Source organism: Pseudomonas nabeulensis, from assembly GCF_004682045.1.
GTDB lineage: Bacteria > Pseudomonadota > Gammaproteobacteria > Pseudomonadales > Pseudomonadaceae > Aquipseudomonas > Aquipseudomonas nabeulensis.
Genome location: NZ_QUZT01000003.1, coordinates 80,352 through 104,545 on the forward strand (window position 1 = coordinate 80,352; position 24,194 = coordinate 104,545).

Consider the following 24,194-nt stretch of genomic DNA (forward strand, 5'->3'; position numbering starts at 1 on the left):
GGTGTTTGGTTTTAGGGCTGCTGCGCAGCCCAGCGAGGGGCAAGCCCGCTCACTACATAAAAAGTGCTTACTGCACTTCTACCGCCAGGCTTTCACTGATCTTTTTCTGCCAGATGGCAGGACCGGTGATGTGGACGGATTCGCCCTTGCTGTCCACCGCAACGGTGACCGGCATGTCTTTCACGTCGAACTCGTAGATTGCTTCCATGCCCAGTTCGGCGAACGCGACAACGCGGGACTTCTTGATGGCTTGCGCCACCAGGTAAGCCGCGCCGCCGACGGCCATCAGGTACACGGCCTTGTGGTCCTTGATCGCTTCGATGGCGGTCGGGCCGCGCTCGGATTTGCCGATCATGCCCAGCAGGCCGGTTTGCTCGAGGATCTGACGGGTGAACTTGTCCATCCGCGTTGCGGTGGTCGGGCCAGCAGGGCCAACCACTTCTTCGCGCACCGGATCAACCGGGCCGACGTAGTAGATGAAACGGCCCTTGAGGTCTACCGGCAGGGTTTCGCCCTTGTTCAGCATCTCGACCATGCGCTTGTGCGCGGCGTCGCGACCGGTGAGCATCTTGCCGTTGAGCAACACGGTTTCGCCCGGCTGCCAGCTCTGTACTTCTTCCGGGGTCAGGGTGTCGAGGTTGACGCGGCGAGCCGATGGGCCGGCTTCCCAGACGATTTCCGGGTAGGCGTCCAGCGGTGGCGCTTCCAGCGAGGCCGGGCCCGAACCGTCGAGCACGAAGTGCGCGTGACGGGTGGCGGCGCAGTTGGGGATCATGCACACCGGCAGGGAGGCGGCGTGGGTCGGGTAGTCCATGATCTTCACGTCGAGCACGGTGGTCAGGCCACCCAGGCCCTGGGCGCCGATGCCCAGTTGGTTGACCTTCTCGAACAGCTCCAGGCGCATCTCTTCGATACGGTTCTGCGGGCCGCGCTTTTTCAGCTCGTGGATGTCGATGGATTCCATCAACACTTCCTTGGCCATTACCGCAGCTTTCTCGGCAGTACCGCCGATACCGATGCCGAGCATGCCCGGCGGGCACCAGCCAGCGCCCATGGTCGGAACGGTCTTGAGTACCCAGTCGACGATGGAGTCGGACGGGTTGAGCATGGCCATTTTCGACTTGTTCTCGGAACCGCCGCCCTTGGCTGCCACGTCCACTTCCACGGTGTTACCCGGGACGATGGAGTAGTGGATGACCGCCGGGGTGTTGTCCTTGGTGTTTTTACGCGCGCCTGCCGGGTCGGCGAGGATCGATGCGCGCAGGACGTTTTCCGGCAGGTTATAGGCGCGACGCACGCCTTCGTTGATCATGTCGTCCAGGCCCATGGTGGCGCCATCCCAACGCACGTCCATGCCCACGCGCACGAACACGGTGACGATACCGGTGTCCTGGCAGATCGGGCGATGGCCGGTGGCGCACATGCGCGAGTTGATCAGGATCTGGGCGATGGAGTCACGGGCCGCTGGCGATTCTTCGCGCAGGTAGGCTTCGTGCATGGCCTGGATGAAATCAACGGGGTGGTAGTAGGAGATGAATTGCAGGGCGTCGGCAACGCTCTGAATCAGGTCGTCTTGCTTGATCACGGTCATGAGTCGCGCTCCTCTATAAGGGAACATTCAATAAAGGTGGGCTCAGTGGGGTGTATCGGTCGGCTGAGCTCACCTTTCCAAGGCACGCCAAAATGGTGCAGGCGCGACGCTAAAAAGGCGCGGCAGTATAACCCGGTACGGTGGCCGATACACCCGACTATGGTCAAACTGTCGCAGGCATGATTCCCTGTGCGCATCCCCTGTGATTGAGACCTTTATATGCCTGAACTGCACGTCGGCGAACGCCACTGGTCGGTCGCTTCCGGCAGCAACCTGCTGGATGCGCTGAGCCAGGCCGGTGTGGCGGTGCCCTACAGCTGTCGCGCCGGGAGTTGTCATGCCTGCCTGGTACGCTGCCAGGGTGAAGTCGAGGACAAGCAGCCGGACGCCTTGAGCCCGGCGCAACGCCAGCAGGGCTGGCGGCTGGCGTGCCAATGCGCGGTCAGCGGGGATGTGCGGGTTGAAGCGTTTGACCCGACCCGTGACGGTATGGCGGCCCACGTGGTGGGTGTCGATTGGTTGAGCCCGACGGTGCTGCGCCTGCGCCTGCAATCGGAGCGTGGCTTGCGCTATCGGGCGGGTCAGCATCTGGTGTTGTGGGCGGGGCAGGTGGCGCGGCCGTATTCCCTGGCGAGCTTGCCCCAGGAAGATCCGTTCCTGGAGTTTCACCTCGATTGTCGGTTGCCTGGCGAGTTCAGCGACCTGGCCCGGCAGTTGGGGGTCGGGGATTCCTTGCGCTTGGGCGAACTGCGCGGCGGCGCGTTGCAATACGACCCGGACTGGCAAAGCCGGCCTCTGTGGCTGCTGGCGTCCGGCACCGGGCTTGGGCCTTTATGGGGGGTATTGCGTGAGGCGCTGCGCCAGGATCATCAAGGTGCCATCCGTGTGATTCACCTGGCCCATGATGCCGACGGGCATTACCTGGCCGAACCCTTGGCACAGTTGGCCGCACAGCATGCAAGTTTGACGGTAGAGCTGTGGACGGCGGCGCAGTCGGCCCAGGCAATGGCACAACTGCGGCTTGTTTCGCGGCAAACTCTGGCCTTACTCTGCGGGCACCCTGCCAGCGTCGAGGCGTTCTCCAAGCGTTTGTTCCTGGCGGGACTGCCGCGCAATCAACTGCTGGCCGATGTGTTCCTGCCCCGTGGTTGAGCGCTGAATTCCCTAGTCGCGAGATTCGCCATGACCGACGCCATTTTGCAGCACCGCGAACGCGGGCTGCTGACCTTGCAGTTCAATCGTCCGGACAAGAAAAACGCCCTGACCCGCGCCATGTATACCGAATTGGCCGAGGCGCTTGAGCGTGCGGATGCAGACTCAGCTGTTTATGCGGTGCTGATCCAGGGCAGCAGCGACTGTTTTACTGCTGGCAATGACATCGGCGACTTTCTCGAGCAGCCGCCCAGCGATATCGACAGCCCACCGTTTCACTTTATGAAGAGCCTGCTCAATTGCCGCAAGCCGGTGATTGCCGCCGTAGCGGGTGCGGCGGTGGGCATCGGCACGACGTTGTTGCTGCATTGCGATCTGGTCTATATCAGTCGCGATGCGCGCTTGCGCATGCCGTTCGTCAACCTGGGATTGTGTCCCGAGTTTGGTTCGAGCCTGATCCTGCCGCGTCTGCTGGGGCATGCGAAGGCGGCTGAATTGTTGCTGTTGGGCGAAGGCTTTACCGGTGAGCAGGCGGCGGCCTGGGGGATTGCGACCGAAGCGTTGGGCAGTGGAGAAGCCGCGTTGGCCAAGGCACGGGAAATCGCCGAGCGTTTTGAAACCCTGGCACCGGGGGCGGTGCAGGTGACCAAGCAGTTGATGAAGAGCGTGGATCGGGAGCAGTTGCGCCTAGTGATTGAAGAGGAGGGCGGGTTGTTTACCCAGCGGTTGAAGTCGCCGGAGGCAATTGCGGCGTTGTCGGCGTTTGTCGCTCGGCGGTAGAGGTGTGGTGGCTGGTCGGGCCTCATCGGGGGCTTGCCCCCGATGAGGCCCGATCCAGCACCCTAAAACCTTCAGGCATAAAAAAGCCCCGAACCAGTCGGGGCTTTCTCATTCAGCTGTCACTCAGACCTGCGGGTCGCCCACATGCAGGATCTTCATGCCATTGGTGCCACCGGTGGTGTGGTAGCTGTCGCCCTTGGTCAGGATGACCCAGTCGCCTTTTTCCACAACGCCGCGCTTGACCAGTTCGTCAATCGCCTTCTGGCTGACTTCGTTCGGTGCCAGCGAAGCCGGGTCGAACGGGACGGTGTACACGCCACGGAACATCGCCACGCGGGCCTGGGCTTCGCGGTGCGGGGTGAACGCGTAGATGGGCACCGAGGAGCGGATGCGCGACATGATCAACGGCGTGTAGCCACTTTCGGTCAAGGCGATGATCGCTTTCACGCCCGGGAAGTGGTTGGCGGTGTACATGGCCGCCAGGGCGATACTTTGGTCGCAGCTTTCGAACTCTTTGCCGATACGGTGGCTGGAGGTCTTGCTGGTTGGGTGCTTTTCGGCGCCCAGGCAGATACGCGCCATGGCCTGTACGGCTTCCAGCGGGTACGGACCGGCAGCACTTTCCGCCGAGAGCATCACGGCGTCGGTGTAGTCGAGCACGGCGTTGGCCACGTCGGACACTTCGGCGCGGGTCGGCATCGGGTTCTGGATCATCGACTCCATCATCTGGGTCGCCACGATCACCGCTTTGTTGTGGCGGCGGGCGTGCAGGATGATCTTCTTCTGGATGCCGATCAGCTCGGCGTCACCGATTTCCACACCCAGGTCGCCACGGGCAACCATTACGGCATCGGATGCGTTGATCAGGCCGTCGAGGGTTTCGTCATCGGCCACGGCTTCGGCGCGTTCGATCTTCGCCACCAGCCAGGCGGTGCCGCCGGCCTCGTCGCGCAGTTTACGGGCGTATTCCATATCGGCGGCGTCGCGTGGGAAGGACACGGCGAGGTAGTCGACTTCCATTTCAGCGGCGAGTTTGATGTCGGCCTTGTCTTTTTCAGTCAGGGCTGGCGCCGTCAGGCCACCACCACGACGGTTGATGCCTTTGTGATCCGACAGCGGGCCGCCGATGATCACGGTGCAGTTCAGTTCAGTCGGGGTCGCGGTGTCGACGCGCATGACCACGCGGCCATCGTCCAGCAGCAGTTCGTCACCGACGCCGCAGTCCTTGACCAGGTCCGGGTAGTCGATACCCACGACTTGCTGGTTGCCTTCGGTCAGCGGGTGGCTGGTGGAGAAGGTGAATTTGTCACCGATCTTCAGCTCGATACGCTTGTTGGCGAATTTGGCGATACGGATTTTCGGGCCTTGCAGGTCACCCAGCAGTGCGACGAAGCGGCCGTGCTTGGCGGCCAGGTCACGCACCAGCTTGGCACGAGCCTTGTGCTCGTCCGGGGTGCCGTGGGAGAAGTTCAGACGGGCAACGTCCAAACCAGCCAGAATCAGCTGTTCGAGGACTTCCGGCGAGTTACTGGCCGGGCCAAGGGTGGCGACGATTTTGGTGCGACGGACGGACATGCACGGACTCCTGAGTTCAAGCGCTGAGGAAGGCTACTATGCTCTTTCGTTGTAGTCATTGTTCCTTTGCACTACTTATCGACGATTGACTTGTTTTCGCTGCGGCTGAATACGAACAACCTTGAAGATTTTCGACGAGGGGTCGATACACTGCACAAGACAGGAGAACCCTCATGCGAATTTTGCTCGTTGCTGCCCTGGCCGTCAGTGTTGTCGGCTGCACCCGCTGGTCGATGGACCACCATTTGAACAACGCCTATCGCGCCTACAAGGTCGGTGATTGCGAGCGCGTCACCCTGGAATTGTCCCAGGTTGACCGTGAAAGTCGTAGTCGACGTTACGTGCAGCCCGAGGTCTCGATGTTGCGTGGACAATGCCTGGAACGGCAAAAACTGTTCGTCGATGCCGTGCAAACCTATCAATTCATCATTAATCAGTACCCTTCGAGTGAGTACGCCTACCGTGCCCGTGCACGGCTAGACACCCTGCAACAACTGGGGCATTACCGCGGTGCGAGTGTCGCTCAGCCGCGCCCGGCGTCTTTGTGATGATATTCGTCATTTCATAACTGGCCCGCTGCCAGTCTTGGGCTATCCTTTGAATGTTCGTTTGTACAAGTTTCTATCCGAACGAATGCGGGGCCCGGATTCGGCAGTTGTCTAGTGATACAGCGTTGTCTGTTGTCACACCGAGATCCAGGGAGAGCGGGCGTGTTTTGCTCGTTCCGAATCACTGGCACGGCCAGCGTCTTGGCCACAGGATGGCGATCTCACCATGTTTACCGACCGACGGATCGAGCGGCATCAGCTTCCCTACTTCCTGCAAGTATTTAACCGTCTTACGGACAAGCCCATCGGGTTTTTGGGCAATGTATCGGAAGACGGGCTTATGTTAATCAGTCAGTTACCCATGATGGTCGACGTCGACTTCGAGCTGCGCTTGAAGGTTCCAGGGGCTGACGGCACCCTCCATGCCATCGACCTCACGGCGACGTGTCTGTGGAGCCATGAAGATATCAACCCGCAGCATTACGATTCCGGGTTCAGCGTGCCTCAAGCGCCCGAGGAATACAGGCGGCTGATTAACGTCTTGCTGCAATACTTCAGTTTTGACCCCCAGCAGGCCTCTGTCTAAATCCAGCGAGTTGTCGGCCCGGCCCGGGTGTTACAGCCCTTGCCGTGGCCGTGTGCCGTTTTTTCAGAATACCCCGGCTTTCTTCCAGCCCAGGTAGCGTGTGACCAAGGCTGCGCCGAGTTCAGAGGGTGAGGCGTCCAATACCGACAGGCCGTGCGCGCCCAAGCGTTCATGCAGTTCATCTCGGGTGTTGAGGTAATCGACTGTGCCGCTGTAGGCCAGGGCTTCGGGCAGGGTTTGTACAGGGAACTGGCGCAGATGGTCGAGTACCTCCTCCCGTAAGCTGGCGACCAGTACCCGATGTTGACGGCTGATGCGGTTCGCTGCTGCCAGCAATGCCTCATCGTCCTCATCCCTGAGGTTGGTGACCATAATCACCAATGCCCGACGTTTCTGGCGGGCCAACAATTGGCTGGCCGCTGCCTGGTAATCGGCTGTTCGACGGGTGGTGTCCAGGTCATAGACCGCATTGAGCAACAGGTTCAATTGGCTGCCACCCTTGACCGGTGCCAGGTAGCGCGATTGTTCGCCGGCGAAGGTGCATAGGCCCACCGCATCGCCCTGGCGCAGGGCGACATAACTCAGCAGCAGGCATGCGTTGAGGGCGTGGTCAAAGTGCGAAAGCTCGTCATCCTGACTGCGCATGCGTCGACCGCAATCAAGCATGAATACGATCTGTTGGTCGCGCTCGTCCTGGTACTCCCGGGCGATGGGGGTGCGCTGGCGTGCGGTGGCCTTCCAGTCGATCTGGCGAAGGCTGTCGCCCTCGCGAAACTCGCGCAATTGATGAAATTCCAGCCCCAGTCCACGCCTCTGGTGTTGACGCACTCCTAGCTGGCTGAGCCAGTTATCCACACCCAATAGCTGTGCACCGTACAAGCGGGCAAAGTCCGGGTAAACACGGGTCGAATCGCTCACATCGATCAAGCGTCGTGCTGACCATAACCCCAGGGGGCTGGGCAAGTGGACTTCGCAGCGGCTGAAACGGAAATGTCCGCGTCGCACAGGGCGCAGGCGATAGCCAAGTTCGCTGCGTTCACCGGGACGTAGCTCGATGGACTGGGGCATGTTTTCCACGTTCAAGCCATCGGGCGTGTGGTCGAATACCTGCACCGTCAGCGGCTGAGGGTAATCATGCTCCAGCGTCAGGCGCACTTCGCCCCAACGTCCCAGGGCCAGGCTACCGGGCATTTGTCGTTGGACCCGTACGGATGAACGGCGCCGCAGGCGTATGGCGTCCAGCGTAACCAACAGTAAGAGTGCCAGCAGCAAGCCCCACGCGACCGAATGCAAGGTATCGGGCACGTTGAATTGCAATGCTGTCGCTGCGCCCAGCAGAGTGTTCAAACCCAGCAGCACGCCTAGCCAGCTCAGCAACAAACGGGTTGGTTTCATGGGCGGCTCATTGCCGAGGGGCCGGAATCTGGTCAAGTAACTGCTGGAGCACCTGGTCGACCTCCAGCCCGTCAATGTCCAGTTCGGGTGCGATACGCACCCGATGACGCAATACGGCGAGCGCGCAACCCTTGATGTCATCGGGTGTGACGAATTCACAGCCCCTCAACAGCGCACGGGCGCGGGCGCCACGAACCAAAGCGATGGACGCCCGGGGGCCAGCACCCATGGCCAGTCCTGGCCAACTACGAGTAGCACGTGCCAGGCGCACGGCATAGTCGAGCACTTGCTCGTCCAGGCCCAGTTCGCTGGTTATGTGTTGCAATTGCATTACATCTTGAGCCTGCAGCACCGTGCGCAGCGGTTGCACATCCAGCATGTCGGCCCGGGGCGAGCGCGTTACTTCACGCACCATGTCCAGCTCTTGCCGCGCGTCCGGATAGTCCATGCGAACCTTGAGCATAAAGCGGTCCAGTTCTGCTTCCGGCAGCGGGTAGGTGCCTTCCTGTTCTATCGGGTTCTGGGTCGCCAGCACCATGAACGGCTGGCCGATGGGCAGCGCTTCGCCTTCGAGGGTTACTTGCCGTTCCTGCATGGCTTCGAGCAGGGCGGCCTGGGTCTTGGCCGGGGCGCGGTTGATTTCGTCGGCCAGCAACAGGTGGGTGAACACTGGCCCCTTGCGCAGCTTGAACTGTTCGGTGTGCAGGTCGTACACCGCGTGGCCGGTGACATCGCTGGGCATCAGGTCCGGGGTGAACTGTATGCGCGCGAAGTCACCGTCGAAACACCGCGCCAAGGCGCGAACCAGCAGGGTTTTGCCCAGTCCGGGCACACCCTCGAGCAGCACATGGCCACCGGCGAATAGCGCGGTGAGGACGTCATCGATGACCTGATCCTGGCCAATCACAGCCTTGCTTAACTCGGCGCGCAGGGCTTGAGCCAGCAGGCTGGCGCGTTGCAGGGTTTCACTGTTCAGGGCAGTAGCCGGTGGAAATTCGCTCATAGGGCATTCCTGAGGGTTTGCAGGCACGCCACCCGCCGGCTGAAATCGGCGCTGGAAAGCCGTTTTTCCGGCAGAGGGCCGAGGGCCTGGCTGATGACGTGGGAGGGTTGACGTGTCAGGTGCTCAAGCACTCGCCACTGTTCAGCGTTATCGAGGTGTTCAAAGCCGGGGTGACGGCGTCGCGCTGCGCGCAAGATGTCACGCTGCAGGCCATGTAACAGGGTGCCCTGGCCGCTGCGGCGAAGTAGAAAATCGGCGCTGGCTTTGATGTGTTCTTGCAACTGCCGGCGAGCCTTGGGGGCGGGCGCTTGTATTGGGCCTTTGCGCATGCCTGCATGCCAGAGTGCGAGTCCGATCAACACAATCAGCGCCACCAGGGCTTCTGGAAAGTAGCGGATCAGCAGGGTGAGCAGATCATCGGCGTCATTGTTGAACAGTAAGGTGACTGCTGTGCCCTGGCCCAGATACCACAGCAGCCAGGCATTGTCGTGTTTACCAATGCTGGGGTTTTTCCACAGGTCGCTGTCGGTGACAACTGTCACGCGACCTTTCCCGACGTTGAGTTGCATCAGGTGGCTTGAGCGAGCGCTGTTGGCAGAAAACTGTGCCAGGTGCTTGGGGTCGCTCAGGTTGTAGTCGGTGTCGAAGCTGAAATAGGCCGGCGCGGTCTCATTGTCGATATAGAGTTTGGTGAGGTCCGGCGCCTTGCTTTTATCGGCCGGTGCAGGCTCGTCGGGCTCATCACTTATTCCTTGATGGAGATGCAGGCGATCAAGGAGAAGATCGCCACTTTTACCGGTTTCTTCATCCCACAGTGCTTCGGCCACCAACAGCAGGTGGCCGCCAGCCTTGGCCCATTCGAGCAGTTGTTCAACTTGGCGGGGTGACATATTGCTGCGTTCCCCCAGCAATAAAAGGCTGTTGCCCTTGGAGGGCAGGGTGCTCAGCCGTTCAAGGCTTTTGGCGTGTTCCACGGACAGCCCTTGTTGGCGCAAGAAGTGTTCGGCCGCCAGGTAGGGGTTGGCGAGGGCTTCCGGTGATGGGCCTCGGTCTACGACCTCTTCATAAGGGATCGCCTTGTGCCAGGCGTAAAAGGCACCCGCACCGAGCAGGCATACGAGAAGCAGCCCTGCCCACATGAGAACCCGATTCATTGCGCTGTCCCCGAGCTGAATAGAGCACGCCAGTCGCTGCACAGCTTTAGTTGGACTGAGGTGGGGGGCAGTCGATGACCATAGGCAAGGTTTTGCCAGTGTCGGGTCAGTTCATGGCTGAACGCTTGCAGTTGCGGTTGTTGCAACTGGTGAATACGGTCCAGTACCTGGCCCTCCGTATCGGCGCTTTTCAGCGGCAGGTTGAAGTCATGCAATAGCCTGCTGAGCAGGCCGCGATACAGCAGGCCGAGAGCTTCCCGTGGCTGGGTGTGCCACAGGTGCTCGGCGGTGCTGGCGATGTCGTCGGGTAAGGTTTCGACGCCCAACTCCAGCCCGAACAGTTGTGTAGGCAGGGGCTTGTCGACGTTGGGCACGCGCGGCCCGCGTCGGCTGACAAAGGCATGCAGCCAATCGCGGTAGCGCCAGGCCAGTAGCGCCGAGCCTGCAATCAACAGGCTCCACAGCAGCACTTCCAGGACAAGGGCAATCTGCTTGAAAGCGTCGCTGTCGAGGTTGTCCAGCAGCGCCTGCAGCCACGTTGGAAGTTCACCGTCGGCATGCGCTTTGTTTTTAGCGTCAGGTTTTTCTTCGGCGAAGCGATAGCGAGTAACGGTTTCCGGGTTCTTGAAGGGAGGCTTTTCCAACAGTGACTTGATCGATTGGCTTGCACCCTGCGGGCTCAGCGGCTTGGCGTCATCGGCCATGACCGGTGGGCTCAAAGGCAGCAGCATCAAGCCGACCACAAGCAGTAACAGCGGCGCCGCACTGCTCAGGCGCTGGCGCAGGCGCCGGAACACCAGTTCAATATCCCAGGCTTCCAATACCGTACGGCGATTGAGATAGAGACTGAACCCGCAAGCCACATAGATAGGCTCCCAAAACACCAGGACCAAGGCATAGAAGGCATTGCCCAAGTGCTCCAGCCATAGCGCCTCCGAGCTGGAGGCTAATGCCAGGCGCTGCCAGTCCCAGCCCAGTTCAACCTGTTGTGGAATGAACAGATAGAACAGCGCCATACAGCCAAACCACAGGCCGATTTCCAGATGCACGCCAATGGTCGTCAGCCAGCGCGCGGCACCAGCGTTTCGTTGCAACAGGACGCCGATACGTTTTTGCCGGGCCTCGCCATCCAGGCCTTCGAGTTGGCTTACCGGCATGACAAAGCTGCGACTCAGGCTGAGCCGTCGCCAGGTCAGGCTCGCCAACAGTTGGCCTTTCAGCAAACGTGGCCACTGACGCACGGCCTGCTTGAGGCTGGGTGCTTCGCCAAACAAGGCTTTGGACAGGATATACAGCGGCAAGCGGTCGAACGCCGGCTTGAGCCACCAGAATACAAACATCGCCATGGACGGATATTTCCATAGCAACGCGGTGAGCAGGGCAAATACCGGCAACGTCACTAATGCCCAACTGCCCATCAATAGCAGGCGGTATTCCCGGGCCATTAATATGCCAAGGTCCATCGCTTCCCAGGAGGTGCGCGGGCGAATCACTACGCTGGCATCAGTCAGGCGCATGGCGAGTCCGTCCGGCAAGGGTCAGATAAGCGGCCACCAGCAGCCAAAGTACCGCGCCCACCAGGTATTTGACCCAAGGCGCGATCTGGGTCGTGGATGACCAATAGGCCTCGATGAATGCCGCAATCAGCAGGAACACCATGACGCCACAGAGCATCTGCACGCTTTTGAGTGCCGCCAGACGCAAGGCTTCGCTGCGTGCCAGCCGCCCGGGGGCGATCAGCGCCCAGCCCAATTGCAGGCCTGCTGCACCGGCCAGGGCGATGGCCGTCAACTCGAAGGCGCCGTGCCCTGCAACGAACGACCAGAAGGTCTGGCCATAGCCAATTTCAGTCAGGTGCCCTGAGATTGCACCGATGATCAAACCGTTGAATATCAGGAAAAATACGCTGCCAAGACCGAATAGCAAGCCCGCGGCAAACGTCTGGAAGGCGATGCCGATGTTGTGCATCACGTAGTAGCCGAACATCATCCAGTTTTCGCTCGATGCACGTTCGGCGGCACGGCCCAGGCGGCTGGCATCGGGATCGTACATGTCTTGCATCTCGGCCACTTGCTGGGGGCTGACAATGCTGTAGATCAGGTCGGGGAACAGGTAGACCAGTAGCGCAACACCCAGCAGGCTGCCAAAAAACAACACGCTCGCAGTGAGCACGAAGCGCCACTGTTCGCGCACCAGGCGCGGGAAATCGGCCAGCACGAAGCTCAGCACGCTTGCCGTCAGCTGGCTGCGATGGCGATACAGCTGTTGATGGCCGCGCAGGGCCAGCTGTTGCAGCGGGTCAACCAGGTAACTGCTATAGCCGCGCTCTTGCGCCAGGGCCAGATGTTGGCACAGTCGCCGGTATTGATGCGGGAAGTCGGCCACGTCGCCAGCCTTGGCCTTGCCTTGTTCCAACTGCTTGAGTTGTTCCGCAAAGGCTTGCCATTGGGGCTGGTGGCGGCTTTCGAAAAGGCTCTGTTTCATGTTGGCCCCAACAGGCCGCGGGCCACGCCATTGAGTTGTTCAACTGCACGAGCAGGGGATACCTGCAACGGCGTCGCCAGGATCGAGGCCAGTTCGTGGACCCGCTCGGCGGATAATTCACCCTGGCGTTCCGCAAAACCAAGGATCGCCCGCTGTTCGCTCAACTCCAGGGCAAAAGGCAGGCGCAGCGCGGTAGCGTTGGGCACCTGAGGGCGGGCCAACGGCTGTTCTCGATAGATAACCAATGTGCCGGCAGCCAGGTCACCCAGGCGTTTGAAGTGAGGATGCTGCAGGCAACTGATGGCGCCGAGGAAGTAACCGAAAGGCAGCATATCGACAAAACGCAGCAGGTTGCGGATCAGCGACGCGGACCAGCCAATCGGCGTGCCGTCATCCTGAACCACGCGCAGCCCCATGACTTGTTTGCCCGGCGAACAACCCTGATTGAGCACTTCGAACAGCACCATGTACCACCAACTGACCAGGAACAGCAGCAGTGAGCCCAGGCCGATGCCAATGTTACCCAGTAGGGCGAGTGGCACCAGGAGCACACCCATGATCACTCCTCGTACACACAGGTCGAAAGCAAAAGCGAGCGCACGTGGAACCAGGCCGGCGGGACGCAGGGGCAGGTCGATGCCTTCCGGGGTCTCGATTTGGTAGCGGGTATCCAATGGGGCTGATGGCATCGCAATCCTTGGCAGTGCAAAGCGGCTGGGAGACACGGATGCTAGCAGTGTCGACGATGGAAGCAACCATTCAAGGTTTTGCTGGATGTTTGTACAGTGCATTTGTCGCTGGCCCCGAGGGCCATCCAGCGCCTAGACTTTGTCGATCTTCAGCACAGGAATAGCCCGTGACCTCGATTTTCTGGTACGACTATGAAACCACTGGCATCAATCCGCGCAGTGATCGCCCTCTTCAGGTAGCTGGTATCCGCACGGACCTTGAGCTCAATGAGATCGGCCAGCCGGTCAATCTTTACTGTCAGCCGAGCGACGATATCCTGCCCCATCCGGCTGCCTGTGCAATTACCGGCATAACCCCGCAAATACTCGCAGAAAAAGGCCTGGCCGAGGCTGACTTCATGACCCGGGTGCACGCCGAGCTGGCCGCCCCGGGCACCTGTGGGGCGGGTTACAACACCTTGCGCTTTGACGATGAAATGACGCGCTACAGCCTGTATCGCAATTTCTTCGATCCTTATGCCCGGGAGTGGCAGGGCGGTAACAGTCGCTGGGATTTGATCGATGTGGTTCGCACTGCCTACGCCTTGCGCCCGGAAGGTATCGAGTGGCCGCAACAGGACGGGCGTGTAACGCTCAAGCTGGAGCGCCTGACCGAAGCCAACGGGATTGATCATGGCCAGGCCCACGATGCGCTCTCCGATGTTCGCGCCACCATTGCCCTGGCTCGATTGGTGCGTGAGAAACAGCCCAAGCTGTACGATTGGCTGTTTCAATTGCGCAGCAAACAACGCGTCATGGACCAAGTGCGTTTACTGCAACCGATGGTGCATATCTCCGGGCGTTTTTCTGCCGAGCGTCATTATTTGGGAGTGGTACTGCCCTTTGCCTGGCATCCGCGCAATCGTAATGCGTTGATCGTCTGCGACCTTGGGCTCGATCCCCAGGGGTTGCTGGACCTGGATGCGGAGACCTTGCGCCAACGCCTCTATACCCGCCGGGATGAGCTGGCGGCCAACGAATTGCCGGTGCCACTCAAGTTGGTGCATATCAATCGCTGCCCGGTGGTCGCCCCATTGAATGTTCTTCGGGCCGAAGACCGTGAGCGCCTGCAATTGGACATGAGCACTTATCAGGCGCGGGCGCTGCGGCTAACTGACGCACAAGAACTTTGGCGCGATAAATTACCCGCGATTTATGCCGAGGAGGAATTTGCGCCGACTGCCGACCCGGAACAACAGCTTTACGATGGCTTTATTGGTGATCGTGATCGCCGTTTATGCGAACAAGTCCGAACCGCCGAGCCTGAGCAACTAGCGCGTCAGCAATGGCCTTTTGATGATCATCGGTTGCCTGAATTACTGTTCCGCTACCGCGCACGTAACTTCCCCGATACCTTGAACAGTGAGGAGCAACAACGCTGGAAACTTTTCTGTCAGCAGCGACTGTCAAACCCGGAGTGGGGAGCACCGAATACCCTTGAAGCATTTAACAACGCGCGGCAGGAGTTGGCGATTAGTGCCACGCCATTTCAGCAACGAGTGCTGGAGCAGTGGCAGGAATATGCCGACGATTTAGCGTCTCGTGTGACGCTGTAGCCGGGATTTACACAATATCAAGGTAATAAAAAACGCCAGCAAGCTGGCGTTTTTCAATGCGTCGGGTTTCAGCTGCGAGCCTTAGCCCAGCAGGGTAGCCCAGCCTTCAACCACGTCGCCGCCCCACTTGGCTTTCCACTCTTTCAGTGTTTTGTGGTTGCCACCTTTGGTTTCAATCACTTCACCGTTGTGCGGGTTTTTGTATTGTTTAACCTTGCGAGCACGCTTGGTGCCGGTAGTTTTCACGGCGCCGCGAGGTGCTTTAACTTTCGACTCTGGATCCAGCAGCGCGATGATGTCACGCAGGGACTTGGAGTATTCACCCATCAGGGTGCGCAGTTTGCCTTCGAATTCCAGCTCGGTTTTCAGTTTGTCGTCTTGGGACAGGTTCTTCAAACGGGCTTGCAGCTCTTTGATAGCTTCTTCGGTGGCACGGTATTCGTTGATCAGAGACATGTGGACTACCTTATGTAGAGCGCTGATTGACAGGGAGAGTGGCCCAATAATAGTCAGGCGGTTTCTCCAAGTAAACATTTAAGGGGCATTTATGTGAATTACTTTGGATGTTTGTAGCCACACCCTGCAATCGAGTTAATTACCAGGTCGTATGCCTAAAGATTATTTCCCTGAACACCAGGGTGTGAGCGAAGGGTGAAGCAGAAGGTTCATATAAGGGTGGTAAATCCTTAGGCTCTAAAGGGGGAATGCGGGGGGCAGGCGATCAGAATAAGCGCTAACGAATAATGCAGTTTCGCTGCGCAATCGCTAGAATGGCGGCCTTTGCGAAGTTCTGGAGTCTCCCCCTAATGCGCACTTTTCGGCTGGTGATTGCTTGCCCGGACCGGGTAGGTATCGTTGCCAAAGTCAGTAACTTTCTGGCGTCCCACAACGGCTGGATCACTGAGGCGAGTCATCACTCGGACAATCTCAGCGGTTGGTTCTTCATGCGTCACGAGATTCGTGCCGATACGCTGCCGTTTGGCCTCGAGGCTTTTCGCGAGGCCTTTGCGCCCATCGCTGAAGAGTTCTCGATGACGTGGCACATCACCGACACCGAGCAGAAAAAACGCGTGGTGCTGATGGCCAGCCGCGAGTCCCATTGCCTGGCTGACTTGCTGCACCGCTGGCACAGCGACGAACTGGATTGCGAAATCGCCTGTGTGATCTCCAACCATGACGACCTGCGCAGCATGGTCGAGTGGCATGGCATCCCGTACTACCACGTGCCGGTCAACCCCCAGGACAAGGAGCCGGCGTTCGCCGAGGTGTCCCGCCTGGTCAAGCAGCACGAAGCTGATGTCGTGGTACTGGCGCGCTACATGCAAATCCTGCCGCCGGAACTGTGCCGTGAATACGCTGGCAAGGTGATCAACATTCACCACAGCTTCCTACCGTCGTTTGTCGGTGCCAAGCCTTATCACCAGGCCTCCCTGCGTGGCGTGAAGTTGATCGGTGCAACGTGCCACTACGTGACCGAAGAGCTGGATGCTGGTCCGATCATCGAGCAGGACGTCGTGCGTGTCAGCCACAGCGACAGCATTGAAGACATGGTGCGCTTCGGCCGTGACGTCGAGAAGATGGTCCTGGCCCGTGGCCTGCGTTACCACTTGGAAGACCGCGTGCTGGTGCACGGCAACAAGACGGTCGTGTTCTGATCGACGCGTTGTGATTGAAGAATGAAGGGCCTGGGCGTTAAATCGTCCCAGGCCCTTTTTCTTTGAGGTTGGACAATGAACGATCCACTGGATAAAGCCACTTCCAGGGCGCCTGCGACACTGGGGGAGGGATGCTTGAGTCGCTATGACCCGGATGACTTGAGCAGTGAGGATGGCACTGAGTTTCCAGGTGCCGCCGAGTTGTGGGAGCGTGAACACGCTGATCCAGCGCCCAAGAAAGAATGACGCCACGCCGTTATCTGGCCTACTTTTAGAGTCAGCGACCTGGCAAGACATGATGATTAACCACGGGTGACGAAATGCCTGACTCCACGCAGCTTCTTATCGGCGCAGACCTTGAGGGCCAGCCTATTGGGCAGGCCATGCGCCTGGCCAACCGTCATGGGTTGATTGCCGGCGCCACCGGCACGGGCAAAACGGTAACCTTGCAACGCCTGGCAGAGGCGTTCAGCGACGCAGGCGTCGCCGTGTTCGCCGCTGATATCAAGGGCGATCTCTGTGGCCTGGGGGCGGCTGGCAACCCTCAGGGCAAGGTCGCCGAGCGTATTGCCGGCATGCCCTTCCTTAATTACACGGCCAAGGCCTATCCGGTCACGTTGTGGGATATCCACGGGCAGTCGGGTCATCCTTTACGCACCACCATCAGCGAAATGGGTCCGCTGCTATTGGGTGCGCTATTGGAGCTTACCGACAGCCAGCAGTCTGCGCTCTATGCCACTTTCAAGGTTGCGGACCGCGAAGGCCTGCTACTGCTGGACCTCAAGGACCTCAAGGCGCTGCTCAACCATTTGCGTTATCACCCGGAGTTACTGGGCGACGATGCCGCGTTGATGACCACCGGTTCCAGTCAAGCCCTGTTGCGGCGCCTGGCGGTGTTGGAGCAACAGGGCGCAGAAGCCTTGTTCGGTGAACCGGCGTTGCAACTTGAAGACATCTTGCAACCCACTGGTGATGGACGTGGGCGTATCCATTTGCTGGACGCCAGCCGTCTGGTGCATGAAGCACCGAAGGTGTATGCGACCTTCCTGTTGTGGCTGTTGGCAGAACTTTTTGAACAACTGCCGGAGCGTGGCGATTCCGATAAACCGCTGTTGGCACTGTTTTTCGACGAGGCCCACTTGTTGTTCGCCGATACCCCCAAGGCCTTGCAGGAACGCCTGGAGCAGGTGGTGCGGTTGATTCGATCCAAAGGCGTTGGCGTGTATTTCGTCACGCAGTCTCCCGGCGATCTGCCGGACACGGTGCTGGCTCAACTGGGTTTGCGCATCCAGCATGGCTTGAGGGCGTTCACGACTAAAGAGCAGAAGTCCTTGAAAGCCGTAGCAGACGGATTTCGGCCGAACCCGGCGTTTGATGCCTTGGCGGTGTTGACCGAGCTGGGCACCGGTGAGGCATTGGTCGGCACTTTGCAGGAAAAGGGCACGCCGGAAGTCGTCCAGCGCGTGCTGGTCGCACCGCCGCAGTCGCGGATCGGACCTCTCAGCGAGGCTGAACGCGCCGCCTTGATTGCCAGTTCGCCCTTGCTGGGGCGGTATGACAAGCCCATCGACCGGGAATCGGCCTATGAAGTGCTGATGGCGCGCAAGGAGCTGGGCGCAGCAGAAGAGGCCAAGCCTGCGACCGAAGAGCCGAGTTTCACTGATAGGGCAGGCGAGTTTCTCGGGACCACGGCCGGTAAGGCGCTCAAATCGGCCATGCAGCAAGCGGCCAATCAGATGGGGCGCCAGTTGGTACGTGGCTTGTTAGGGTCGTTGCTGGGGGGGAGCAAGCGTAAGTAGCGGTTCAGGCCTTGGGCTTTGCGTGTGCCGCCAGCCGTTCCAGTGCCGCGCGCAAGCCCGGGTCGCTGATGCCGTCGGCGGTGGCCTGGATGGTTTGCGCGGCATTTTCTGACAGATCGATGGTATGGCCCACTGCACCCTGATGGACAGTGGGCGGCTGCACCTTGAACTGGATTCGCATCAGGTTGGCAAACTCATCAAATGCCATCAATTGTCGCTGCAGGCGTTTTTGCTGGTAGCGCAAACGGGTCGCCCAGTGACCATCGGTGACAATTAACAGCAAATTGCCTTCGCGCCAGGACGCTACGTGACAATGCTCACGTGCCGCCGGTTGCAGCTGGCTTTCAAGCAGGCGTTGCAGATGGCCCAAGCGTTGCGCATGGCCAAAGATGGCTCTGAGCGGCTTGGCTTCGCGAAGCAACACGCCGGGTGCGCGGGCTGTAAGAGGGCGAAATGCCATGGTTAGACACCTTAAGTAACAGAGCGACCATCTTAGCAGAAAGCGCCCACACGCCCCCAGGCAAAGCGTCGACGGCGTTTTACCCGTGAAATCAATCGTTAACTTCTGCGCTCCATGGGTTGAAGTTCCAGCAAAAGCCCTTATTTTAAACAAGCCCTCTCACAGCACCATGCCAGCATCGGGGAACAACGCCACTTTCCTCACCCACGAATCCGGGTAGAATGCGCGTTCGCATGCGGCCGTGAGGGCTGCTCGGGCCACTCACGGTGCGCCCTCCATCCCTATGTGTGGAAGAACCTGCCGATATGTTTGCGCCTTTGTTAAAGAAACTTTTTGGAAGCAAGAATGAGCGCGAAGTCAAACGCATGCTCAAGACGGTGCAGCTGGTCAATGCCTTCGAAGAGCAGATGGTTGCCCTGTCGGACGAGCAATTGCGCGCCAAGACCCAAGAGTTCAAGGCCCGCATAGCCAAAGGTGAAACCCTCGACAAGCTGCTTCCCGAAGCCTTTGCGGTTGCCCGTGAAGCCGGTAAGCGTGTCATGGGCATGCGCCACTTCGACGTCCAGTTGATCGGCGGCATGACCTTGCATGAAGGCATGATTGCCGAAATGCGTACCGGTGAAGGCAAGACCCTGGTAGCGACCCTGGGTGTTTACCTCAACGCACTGTCCGGCAAGGGCGTGCACGTTGTGACGGTGAACGACTACCTGGCCCGCCGGGACGCCAACTGGATGCGTCCGCTCTATGAGTACCTCGGCCTGACGGTCGGCGTGGTCACGCCGTTCCAGCCGCCGGAAGAGAAGCGCGCCGCCTACGCTGCCGACATCACCTACGGCACCAACAACGAATTCGGCTTCGACTACCTGCGCGACAACATGGCGTTCAGCATGGAAGAAAAATTCCAGCGCGAACTCAACTTTGCCGTGATCGACGAAGTCGACTCCATCCTTATCGACGAAGCCCGTACCCCGCTGATCATCTCCGGCCAGGCCGAAGACAGCTCGCGCCTGTACACCGAAATCAACAAGCTGATTCCGCGTCTGACCCAGCACATCGAAGAAGTGGAAGGCGTGGTGACCAAAGAAGGTCACTTCACCATCGACGAGAAGACCCGCCAGGTCGAGCTCAACGAAGCCGGTCACCAGTTCGTCGAAGACATGCTGACCCAGATCGGTTTGCTGGCCGAGGGCGAGAGCCTCTACTCGGCGCATAACCTGGGCCTGTTGACCCACGTTTATGCCGGCCTGCGTGCCCACAAGCTGTTCCACCGCAACGTCGAGTACATCGTGCAAGACGGCCAGGTGGTCCTGGTTGACGAACATACCGGCCGTACCATGCCGGGCCGTCGTTTGTCCGAAGGCCTGCACCAGGCCATCGAAGCCAAGGAAAACCTCAACATCCAGGCTGAAAGCCAGACGTTGGCGTCTACTACCTTCCAGAACTACTTCCGTCTGTACAACAAACTGTCCGGCATGACCGGTACGGCCGACACCGAAGCGTTCGAATTCCACCAGATCTACAGCCTGGCCGTGATGGTGATCCCACCAAACAAGCCACTGGCGCGTAAAGACTTCAACGACCTGGTGTTCCTGACGGCCGAAGAGAAGTACGCGGCAATCATCAACGACATCAAGGACGGCATGGCCCAGGGGCGTCCGATCCTGGTGGGTACCGCGACCATCGAGACTTCCGAGCACGTTTCCAACCTGCTCAATAAAGAAGGCATCGAGCACAAAGTCCTCAACGCCAAGTTCCACGAAAAAGAAGCCGAGATCATCGCCCAGGCCGGTCGCCCTGGCGCACTGACCATCGCCACCAACATGGCCGGTCGTGGTACCGACATCCTGTTGGGCGGCAACTGGGAAGTGGAAGTTGCGGCACTGGAAAACCCGAGCCCCGAGCAGATCGCCCAGATCAAGGCTGATTGGCAGAAACGCCACCAGGCGGTGCTGGAATCCGGCGGCCTGCAGGTGATCGCGTCCGAGCGTCACGAATCGCGTCGTATCGACAACCAGCTGCGTGGTCGTGCCGGTCGTCAGGGTGACGCCGGTTCCAGCCGCTTCTACCTGTCGCTGGAAGACAGCCTGATGCGTATCTTCGCCTCGGACCGCGTGAAGAACTTCATGAAAGCCCTGGGCATGCAGTCCGGTGAAGCGATTGAACACCGCATGGTGACCAACGCCATCGAGAAGGCACAGCGCAAGGTTGAAGGCCGCAACTTCGACATTCGTAAGCAACTGCTGGAGTTCGATGACGTCAACAACGAACAGCGTAAAGTGATCTATCACATGCGTAACACGTTGCTGGCCGCCGACAACATTGGCGAGACCATTGCCGACTTCCGTCAGGACGTGCTCAACGCCACCGTCAGCGCCCATATCCCGCCACAATCGCTGCCTGAGCAGTGGGATGTTGCCGGTCTGGAAGCTGCGCTGAAGAGCGACTTCGGTGTGGACTTGCCGGTTCAGCAGTGGCTGGACGAAGACGACCACCTGTACGAAGAAACCCTGCGCGAGAAGCTGATGACCGAGCTGCTGGCCGCGTACAACGAGAAAGAAGAGCAGGCGAGTGCCGAAGCACTGCGCACCTTCGAGAAACAAATCGTACTGCGCGTGCTGGACGACCTGTGGAAAGACCACCTGTCGACCATGGACCACCTGCGTCACGGCATCCACCTGCGTGGCTACGCCCAGAAGAACCCGAAGCAGGAGTACAAGCGCGAGTCGTTCACGCTGTTCTCCGAGTTGCTGGATTCGATCAAGCGCGACTCGATTCGCGTGCTGTCCCACGTCCAGGTGCGTCGCGAAGACCCGGTCGAGGAAGAAGCTCGCCTGCGTCAGGAAGCCGAAGCACTGGCTGCGCGCATGCAGTTCCAGCACGACGAAGCACCGGGGCTTGAGCAGCCTGAAGTTTTGGGCGAAGAGGTCGATGTGGCCTTGGCCCAGACCCCGGTTCGCAACGACCAGAAGCTGGGCCGCAACGAACTGTGCTGGTGCGGTTCGGGCAAGAAGTTCAAACACTGCCACGGCGAAATCAACTAAGATTTTTGCCTGACGCTGCAACACCCCGCGCCGCGACCGGCCTGTGCCGTCGCGGCGTTTTGCCATTAATTTCACCGTCGATCACGACGGCACAGACATCACCTAATTTTTGAGGAGCGCATTCATGGCTGTTGGTCTTGGTCCTTTGCCCACATTGCACCCGGTTGCCGGTTTTGAACTCGGTATCGCTTCGGCCGGCATCAAGCGCCCTGGGCGCAAGGATGTGGTGGTGATGCGCTGTGCCGAAGGTTCGACCGTCGCCGGTGTGTTCACCCTCAACGCGTTTTGCGCTGCTCCCGTCATCCTGGCCAAGCAACGTGTTGCCGGTAACATCCGTTACCTGCTGACCAACACCGGCAATGCCAACGCCGGCACCGGCGAGCCAGGCCTGGTGGCGGCTGCGCGCACTTGCGCCAAGCTGGCCCAACTGACCGGCGTCGATGCCAGCCAAGTGCTGCCGTACTCCACCGGTGTGATCGGTGAGCCACTGCCGGTCGAGAAGATCGAAGGCGCATTGCAGGCCGCGCTGGATGACCTGTCTGTGGATAACTGGGCGGCGGCCGCCACCGGCATCATGACCACCGACACCCTGCCAAAGGGCGCTAGCCGTCAGTTCGTGCACGACGGTGTGACTGTCACCGTGACCGGCATCAGCAAGGGCGCGGGCATGATCCGTCCGAACATGGCCACCATGCTCGGCTATATCGCCACCGACGCCAAAGTCTCCCGTGACGTGCTGCACAGCCTGATCCTGGACGGTGCCAACAAGTCATTCAACCGCATCACCATCGATGGCGACACCTCGACCAACGACTGCTGCATGCTGGTCGCCACCGGCCAGGCCAACCTGCCGGAAATCACCTCGGCCAGTGGCCCGCTGTTTTCTGCATTGAAGCAGGCGGTGTTCGACGTGTGCATGGAGGTCGCCCAGGCCATCGTGCGTGACGGCGAAGGCGCCACCAAGTTTGTCACCGTTGAAGTCAACGGCGGCGGCAATCACCAGGAATGCCTGGACGTGGGCTACACCGTGGCCCACTCGCCATTGATCAAGACTGCGCTGTTCGCCTCCGACCCGAACTGGGGTCGCATTCTGGCCGCTGTAGGCCGTGCCGGTGTGCCGGACCTGGACGTGAGCAAGATCGACGTGTTCCTTGGCGACGTGTGCATCGCCAGCCGTGGCGCCCGCGCCGAGAGCTACACCGAAGCGCAAGGTTCGGCGGTGATGCAGCAGGAAGAAATCACCATTCGTATCGAACTGGGCCGCGGTGAGTGCAGCGAAACCATCTGGACCACTGACCTGTCCCACGAGTACGTGAAGATCAACGCGGAATACCGGACCTAAGAGGATCAGCGCGGTGAAACGAGTGCATGTAGCAGCAGCGGTGATCCGCGGTGTCGACGGCAGGATCCTGCTGGCGCGCCGCGCCGATACCCAGCATCAGGGCGGCCTTTGGGAGTTTCCCGGTGGCAAGGTGGAGGCCGATGAGTCGGTCGCCGACGCGCTGTCCCGCGAATTGCAGGAAGAGCTGGGCATTCAGGTCACCACAGCGCGACCGTTGATCAAGGTGCAACATGACTACCCGGACAAACAGGTATTGCTGGATGTCTGGGAAGTCTCGGCGTTTACCGGCGAGCCCCATGGTGTTGAAGGGCAGCCCTTGGAGTGGGTTGCCCCGCGGGATCTGATCAACTACGAGTTCCCCGCGGCCAATGCGCCAATCGTTGCCGCTGCGCGCTTGCCTGCCGAGTACCTGATCACCCCGGGCGAGCTGGAAACGCCGACGCTGCTGCGGGGTATCCAGAAAGCCATTGCCGGCGGTATCAAGCTGGTTCAACTGCGCGCGCCCAATGGCTACGACCCCAAATACCGCGACCTCGCGGTGGATGCGGTCGGCCTGTGTGCTGGCAAGGCCCAATTGATGCTCAAGGGGCCGTTCGAATGGTTGGGGGATTTTCCTTCGGCCGGCTGGCACATGACCTCGGCGCAATTGCGCAAATACGCGAGCAAAGGTCGACCGCTGCCCAAGGATCGTTGGTTGGCGGCTTCGTGCCATAACGCCGAGGAGCTGGCCCTGGCGGAATTGATGGATGTGGATTTCGTCACATTGTCGCCGGTGCAGCCGACCCAGACTCATCCGGATGCGCAGCCTTTGGGCTGGGAGCAGGCCGCTGAGTTGATCCGTGGTTTCAGCAAACCGGTATTTCTGCTGGGTGGGGTTGGGCCTGCCGAGCGGGAGAAGGCTTGGGAGGCTGGGGCTCAGGGTGTGGCGGGGATTCGGGCGTTTTGGCCTGAGGTTTGATGGTGTTCTGACTGGCTTCATTGGGGCATAGGTATCTACACAACTACCGGACCTGACAAAACCCGAAGCCCTGGCTCTGGATTTTGATCTTGATCTTAGGCGCCCCGTTAAACCACGCTGGCCGGAGAGAGGGCACACCGAGCCTAGGCGAGGTGCCGAGTGGTGGGGCGAGGACCTTTTGCTTACTTTTGGCTGGGCCGGCATTCCGGTCCTTCCAAAAGTGAGCCGCTGTAAGAGCGGAACCATAAGCCGCCGTTACGCAAATAACGGATATGTACACCGACAGGCCGCTATCGGGGGCAAGCCCCCTCCCACATCAGGGCGGTGTACATCCGGTAAGACTCGGTCGCATGATAGGCCGTCACGGGAGCAAGCTCCCTCGCCACA

The 24,194-nt window shown here is 59.9% G+C and carries 21 protein-coding genes; 11 read left to right on the forward strand and 10 right to left on the reverse strand.

Going from position 1 to position 24,194, the window contains the following annotated elements:
• Positions 1 to 67: 67 nt before the first annotated feature.
• Entirely contained in the window at positions 68 to 1,591 is a 1,524-nt protein-coding gene (locus tag DYL61_RS02745) for a fumarate hydratase (protein ID WP_016971118.1), read from the reverse strand.
• Between the two features lie 219 nt (positions 1,592 to 1,810).
• On the opposite strand from DYL61_RS02745, the gene DYL61_RS02750 reads away from it, so the two are divergent.
• Both DYL61_RS02750 and DYL61_RS02755 read left to right on the forward strand, forming a co-directional pair.
• Positions 1,811 to 2,743: an iron-sulfur-binding ferredoxin reductase gene (locus tag DYL61_RS02750; RefSeq protein ID WP_135307103.1), complete on the forward strand. Its 933-nt coding sequence runs from the start codon at positions 1,811 to 1,813 to the stop codon at positions 2,741 to 2,743.
• 30 nt (positions 2,744 to 2,773) lie between these two features.
• On the forward strand, positions 2,774 to 3,523 hold the full coding sequence (locus DYL61_RS02755; RefSeq protein ID WP_135307104.1) for an enoyl-CoA hydratase-related protein: 750 nt from the start codon (positions 2,774 to 2,776) through the stop codon (positions 3,521 to 3,523).
• 123 nt (positions 3,524 to 3,646) lie between these two features.
• On the opposite strand, the gene pyk is transcribed toward DYL61_RS02755, so the two are convergent.
• Positions 3,647 to 5,098 (reverse strand): pyruvate kinase, encoded by a 1,452-nt coding sequence (pyk, locus tag DYL61_RS02760; RefSeq protein ID WP_135307105.1) that lies wholly within the window; start codon positions 5,096 to 5,098, stop codon positions 3,647 to 3,649.
• 173 nt (positions 5,099 to 5,271) lie between these two features.
• Between pyk and DYL61_RS02765 the strand changes: the two genes are divergently transcribed.
• Both DYL61_RS02765 and DYL61_RS02770 read left to right on the forward strand, forming a co-directional pair.
• Positions 5,272 to 5,646 carry a tetratricopeptide repeat protein gene (locus tag DYL61_RS02765; protein ID WP_135307106.1) on the forward strand — a complete coding sequence of 125 codons (375 nt, stop codon included), beginning with the start codon at positions 5,272 to 5,274 and terminating at the stop codon, positions 5,644 to 5,646.
• Positions 5,647 to 5,872: 226 nt separating this feature from the next.
• Positions 5,873 to 6,232, forward strand: a complete 360-nt coding sequence (locus tag DYL61_RS02770; RefSeq protein WP_135307107.1) for a PilZ domain-containing protein — start codon at positions 5,873 to 5,875, stop codon at positions 6,230 to 6,232.
• Between the two features lie 63 nt (positions 6,233 to 6,295).
• On the opposite strand, the gene DYL61_RS02775 is transcribed toward DYL61_RS02770, so the two are convergent.
• From DYL61_RS02775 to DYL61_RS02800, 6 genes are read right to left on the reverse strand one after another with little or no spacing between them, the layout of a single operon-like run.
• Positions 6,296 to 7,627: a DUF58 domain-containing protein gene (locus DYL61_RS02775; RefSeq protein WP_135307108.1), complete on the reverse strand. Its 1,332-nt coding sequence runs from the start codon at positions 7,625 to 7,627 to the stop codon at positions 6,296 to 6,298.
• Positions 7,628 to 7,634: 7 nt separating this feature from the next.
• A complete protein-coding gene (locus DYL61_RS02780; RefSeq protein WP_135307109.1) occupies positions 7,635 to 8,630 on the reverse strand; it encodes an AAA family ATPase in 996 nt (331 codons plus the stop codon).
• On the reverse strand, positions 8,627 to 9,784 hold the full coding sequence (locus DYL61_RS02785) for a DUF4350 domain-containing protein (protein WP_135307110.1): 1,158 nt from the start codon (positions 9,782 to 9,784) through the stop codon (positions 8,627 to 8,629). Before DYL61_RS02785 ends, DYL61_RS02780 begins: the two co-directional genes overlap by 4 nt.
• Positions 9,781 to 11,301, reverse strand: a complete 1,521-nt coding sequence (locus DYL61_RS02790) for a DUF4129 domain-containing protein (RefSeq protein ID WP_135307111.1) — start codon at positions 11,299 to 11,301, stop codon at positions 9,781 to 9,783. The genes DYL61_RS02785 and DYL61_RS02790 overlap by 4 nt, the downstream gene beginning before the upstream one ends.
• The gene (locus DYL61_RS02795; protein ID WP_135307112.1) at positions 11,288 to 12,268 is read right to left on the reverse strand and encodes a stage II sporulation protein M; all 981 of its coding nucleotides are present in this window, start codon (positions 12,266 to 12,268) and stop codon (positions 11,288 to 11,290) included. The genes DYL61_RS02790 and DYL61_RS02795 overlap by 14 nt, the downstream gene beginning before the upstream one ends.
• Positions 12,265 to 12,957 (reverse strand): RDD family protein, encoded by a 693-nt coding sequence (locus tag DYL61_RS02800; RefSeq protein ID WP_135307113.1) that lies wholly within the window; start codon positions 12,955 to 12,957, stop codon positions 12,265 to 12,267. The genes DYL61_RS02795 and DYL61_RS02800 overlap by 4 nt, the downstream gene beginning before the upstream one ends.
• Positions 12,958 to 13,124: 167 nt before the next feature.
• Here DYL61_RS02800 and sbcB point away from each other — a divergent pair, with 167 nt between their 5' ends.
• Positions 13,125 to 14,552: an exodeoxyribonuclease I gene (sbcB, locus tag DYL61_RS02805; protein WP_135307114.1), complete on the forward strand. Its 1,428-nt coding sequence runs from the start codon at positions 13,125 to 13,127 to the stop codon at positions 14,550 to 14,552.
• 81 nt (positions 14,553 to 14,633) lie between these two features.
• Here sbcB and mvaT read toward each other — a convergent pair whose 3' ends face one another.
• A complete protein-coding gene (mvaT, locus tag DYL61_RS02810; protein WP_003175830.1) occupies positions 14,634 to 15,008 on the reverse strand; it encodes a histone-like nucleoid-structuring protein MvaT in 375 nt (124 codons plus the stop codon).
• 350 nt (positions 15,009 to 15,358) lie between these two features.
• Between mvaT and purU the strand changes: the two genes are divergently transcribed.
• From purU to DYL61_RS02820, 3 genes are all read left to right on the forward strand, one after another.
• Positions 15,359 to 16,207, forward strand: a complete 849-nt coding sequence (purU, locus tag DYL61_RS02815; RefSeq protein WP_015885632.1) for a formyltetrahydrofolate deformylase — start codon at positions 15,359 to 15,361, stop codon at positions 16,205 to 16,207.
• A gap of 75 nt (positions 16,208 to 16,282) precedes the next feature.
• Entirely contained in the window at positions 16,283 to 16,453 is a 171-nt protein-coding gene (locus tag DYL61_RS31225; RefSeq protein WP_167497927.1) for a hypothetical protein, read from the forward strand.
• A 74-nt stretch (positions 16,454 to 16,527) separates the two neighbouring features.
• Positions 16,528 to 18,006: a helicase HerA-like domain-containing protein gene (locus DYL61_RS02820; RefSeq protein WP_135307115.1), complete on the forward strand. Its 1,479-nt coding sequence runs from the start codon at positions 16,528 to 16,530 to the stop codon at positions 18,004 to 18,006.
• A 4-nt stretch (positions 18,007 to 18,010) separates the two neighbouring features.
• On the opposite strand, the gene DYL61_RS02825 is transcribed toward DYL61_RS02820, so the two are convergent.
• Positions 18,011 to 18,466: a DUF721 domain-containing protein gene (locus DYL61_RS02825; RefSeq protein WP_135307116.1), complete on the reverse strand. Its 456-nt coding sequence runs from the start codon at positions 18,464 to 18,466 to the stop codon at positions 18,011 to 18,013.
• A gap of 305 nt (positions 18,467 to 18,771) precedes the next feature.
• Between DYL61_RS02825 and secA the strand changes: the two genes are divergently transcribed.
• The 3 genes from secA to DYL61_RS02840 all read left to right on the forward strand — a co-directional run bounded on the left by secA (position 18,772) and on the right by DYL61_RS02840 (position 23,807).
• On the forward strand, positions 18,772 to 21,507 hold the full coding sequence (secA, locus tag DYL61_RS02830) for a preprotein translocase subunit SecA (protein ID WP_135307117.1): 2,736 nt from the start codon (positions 18,772 to 18,774) through the stop codon (positions 21,505 to 21,507).
• 124 nt (positions 21,508 to 21,631) lie between these two features.
• Complete coding sequence (gene argJ, locus DYL61_RS02835) at positions 21,632 to 22,849, forward strand: bifunctional glutamate N-acetyltransferase/amino-acid acetyltransferase ArgJ (protein ID WP_135307118.1); 1,218 nt, start codon at positions 21,632 to 21,634, stop codon at positions 22,847 to 22,849.
• A 13-nt stretch (positions 22,850 to 22,862) separates the two neighbouring features.
• Entirely contained in the window at positions 22,863 to 23,807 is a 945-nt protein-coding gene (locus DYL61_RS02840; protein WP_135307119.1) for a Nudix family hydrolase, read from the forward strand.
• The last annotated feature ends 387 nt before the right edge of the window (positions 23,808 to 24,194 follow it).

Excerpts from the sequence above, each read along its gene's own strand:
- DYL61_RS02745 (WP_016971118.1), bottom strand. The coding sequence starts at position 1,591 with ATGACCGTGATCAAGCAAGACGACCTGATTCAGAGCGTTGCCGACGCC.
- DYL61_RS02750 (WP_135307103.1), top strand. The coding sequence starts at position 1,811 with ATGCCTGAACTGCACGTCGGCGAACGCCACTGGTCGGTCGCTTCCGGC.
- DYL61_RS02755 (WP_135307104.1), top strand. The coding sequence starts at position 2,774 with ATGACCGACGCCATTTTGCAGCACCGCGAACGCGGGCTGCTGACCTTG.
- pyk (WP_135307105.1), bottom strand. The coding sequence starts at position 5,098 with ATGTCCGTCCGTCGCACCAAAATCGTCGCCACCCTTGGCCCGGCCAGT.
- DYL61_RS02765 (WP_135307106.1), top strand. The coding sequence starts at position 5,272 with ATGCGAATTTTGCTCGTTGCTGCCCTGGCCGTCAGTGTTGTCGGCTGC.
- DYL61_RS02770 (WP_135307107.1), top strand. The coding sequence starts at position 5,873 with ATGTTTACCGACCGACGGATCGAGCGGCATCAGCTTCCCTACTTCCTG.
- DYL61_RS02775 (WP_135307108.1), bottom strand. The coding sequence starts at position 7,627 with ATGAAACCAACCCGTTTGTTGCTGAGCTGGCTAGGCGTGCTGCTGGGT.
- DYL61_RS02780 (WP_135307109.1), bottom strand. The coding sequence starts at position 8,630 with ATGAGCGAATTTCCACCGGCTACTGCCCTGAACAGTGAAACCCTGCAA.
- DYL61_RS02785 (WP_135307110.1), bottom strand. The coding sequence starts at position 9,784 with ATGAATCGGGTTCTCATGTGGGCAGGGCTGCTTCTCGTATGCCTGCTC.
- DYL61_RS02790 (WP_135307111.1), bottom strand. The coding sequence starts at position 11,301 with ATGCGCCTGACTGATGCCAGCGTAGTGATTCGCCCGCGCACCTCCTGG.
- DYL61_RS02795 (WP_135307112.1), bottom strand. The coding sequence starts at position 12,268 with ATGAAACAGAGCCTTTTCGAAAGCCGCCACCAGCCCCAATGGCAAGCC.
- DYL61_RS02800 (WP_135307113.1), bottom strand. The coding sequence starts at position 12,957 with ATGCCATCAGCCCCATTGGATACCCGCTACCAAATCGAGACCCCGGAA.
- mvaT (WP_003175830.1), bottom strand. The coding sequence starts at position 15,008 with ATGTCTCTGATCAACGAATACCGTGCCACCGAAGAAGCTATCAAAGAG.
- purU (WP_015885632.1), top strand. The coding sequence starts at position 15,359 with ATGCGCACTTTTCGGCTGGTGATTGCTTGCCCGGACCGGGTAGGTATC.
- DYL61_RS31225 (WP_167497927.1), top strand. The coding sequence starts at position 16,283 with ATGAACGATCCACTGGATAAAGCCACTTCCAGGGCGCCTGCGACACTG.
- DYL61_RS02820 (WP_135307115.1), top strand. The coding sequence starts at position 16,528 with ATGCCTGACTCCACGCAGCTTCTTATCGGCGCAGACCTTGAGGGCCAG.
- DYL61_RS02825 (WP_135307116.1), bottom strand. The coding sequence starts at position 18,466 with ATGGCATTTCGCCCTCTTACAGCCCGCGCACCCGGCGTGTTGCTTCGC.
- secA (WP_135307117.1), top strand. The coding sequence starts at position 18,772 with ATGTTTGCGCCTTTGTTAAAGAAACTTTTTGGAAGCAAGAATGAGCGC.
- argJ (WP_135307118.1), top strand. The coding sequence starts at position 21,632 with ATGGCTGTTGGTCTTGGTCCTTTGCCCACATTGCACCCGGTTGCCGGT.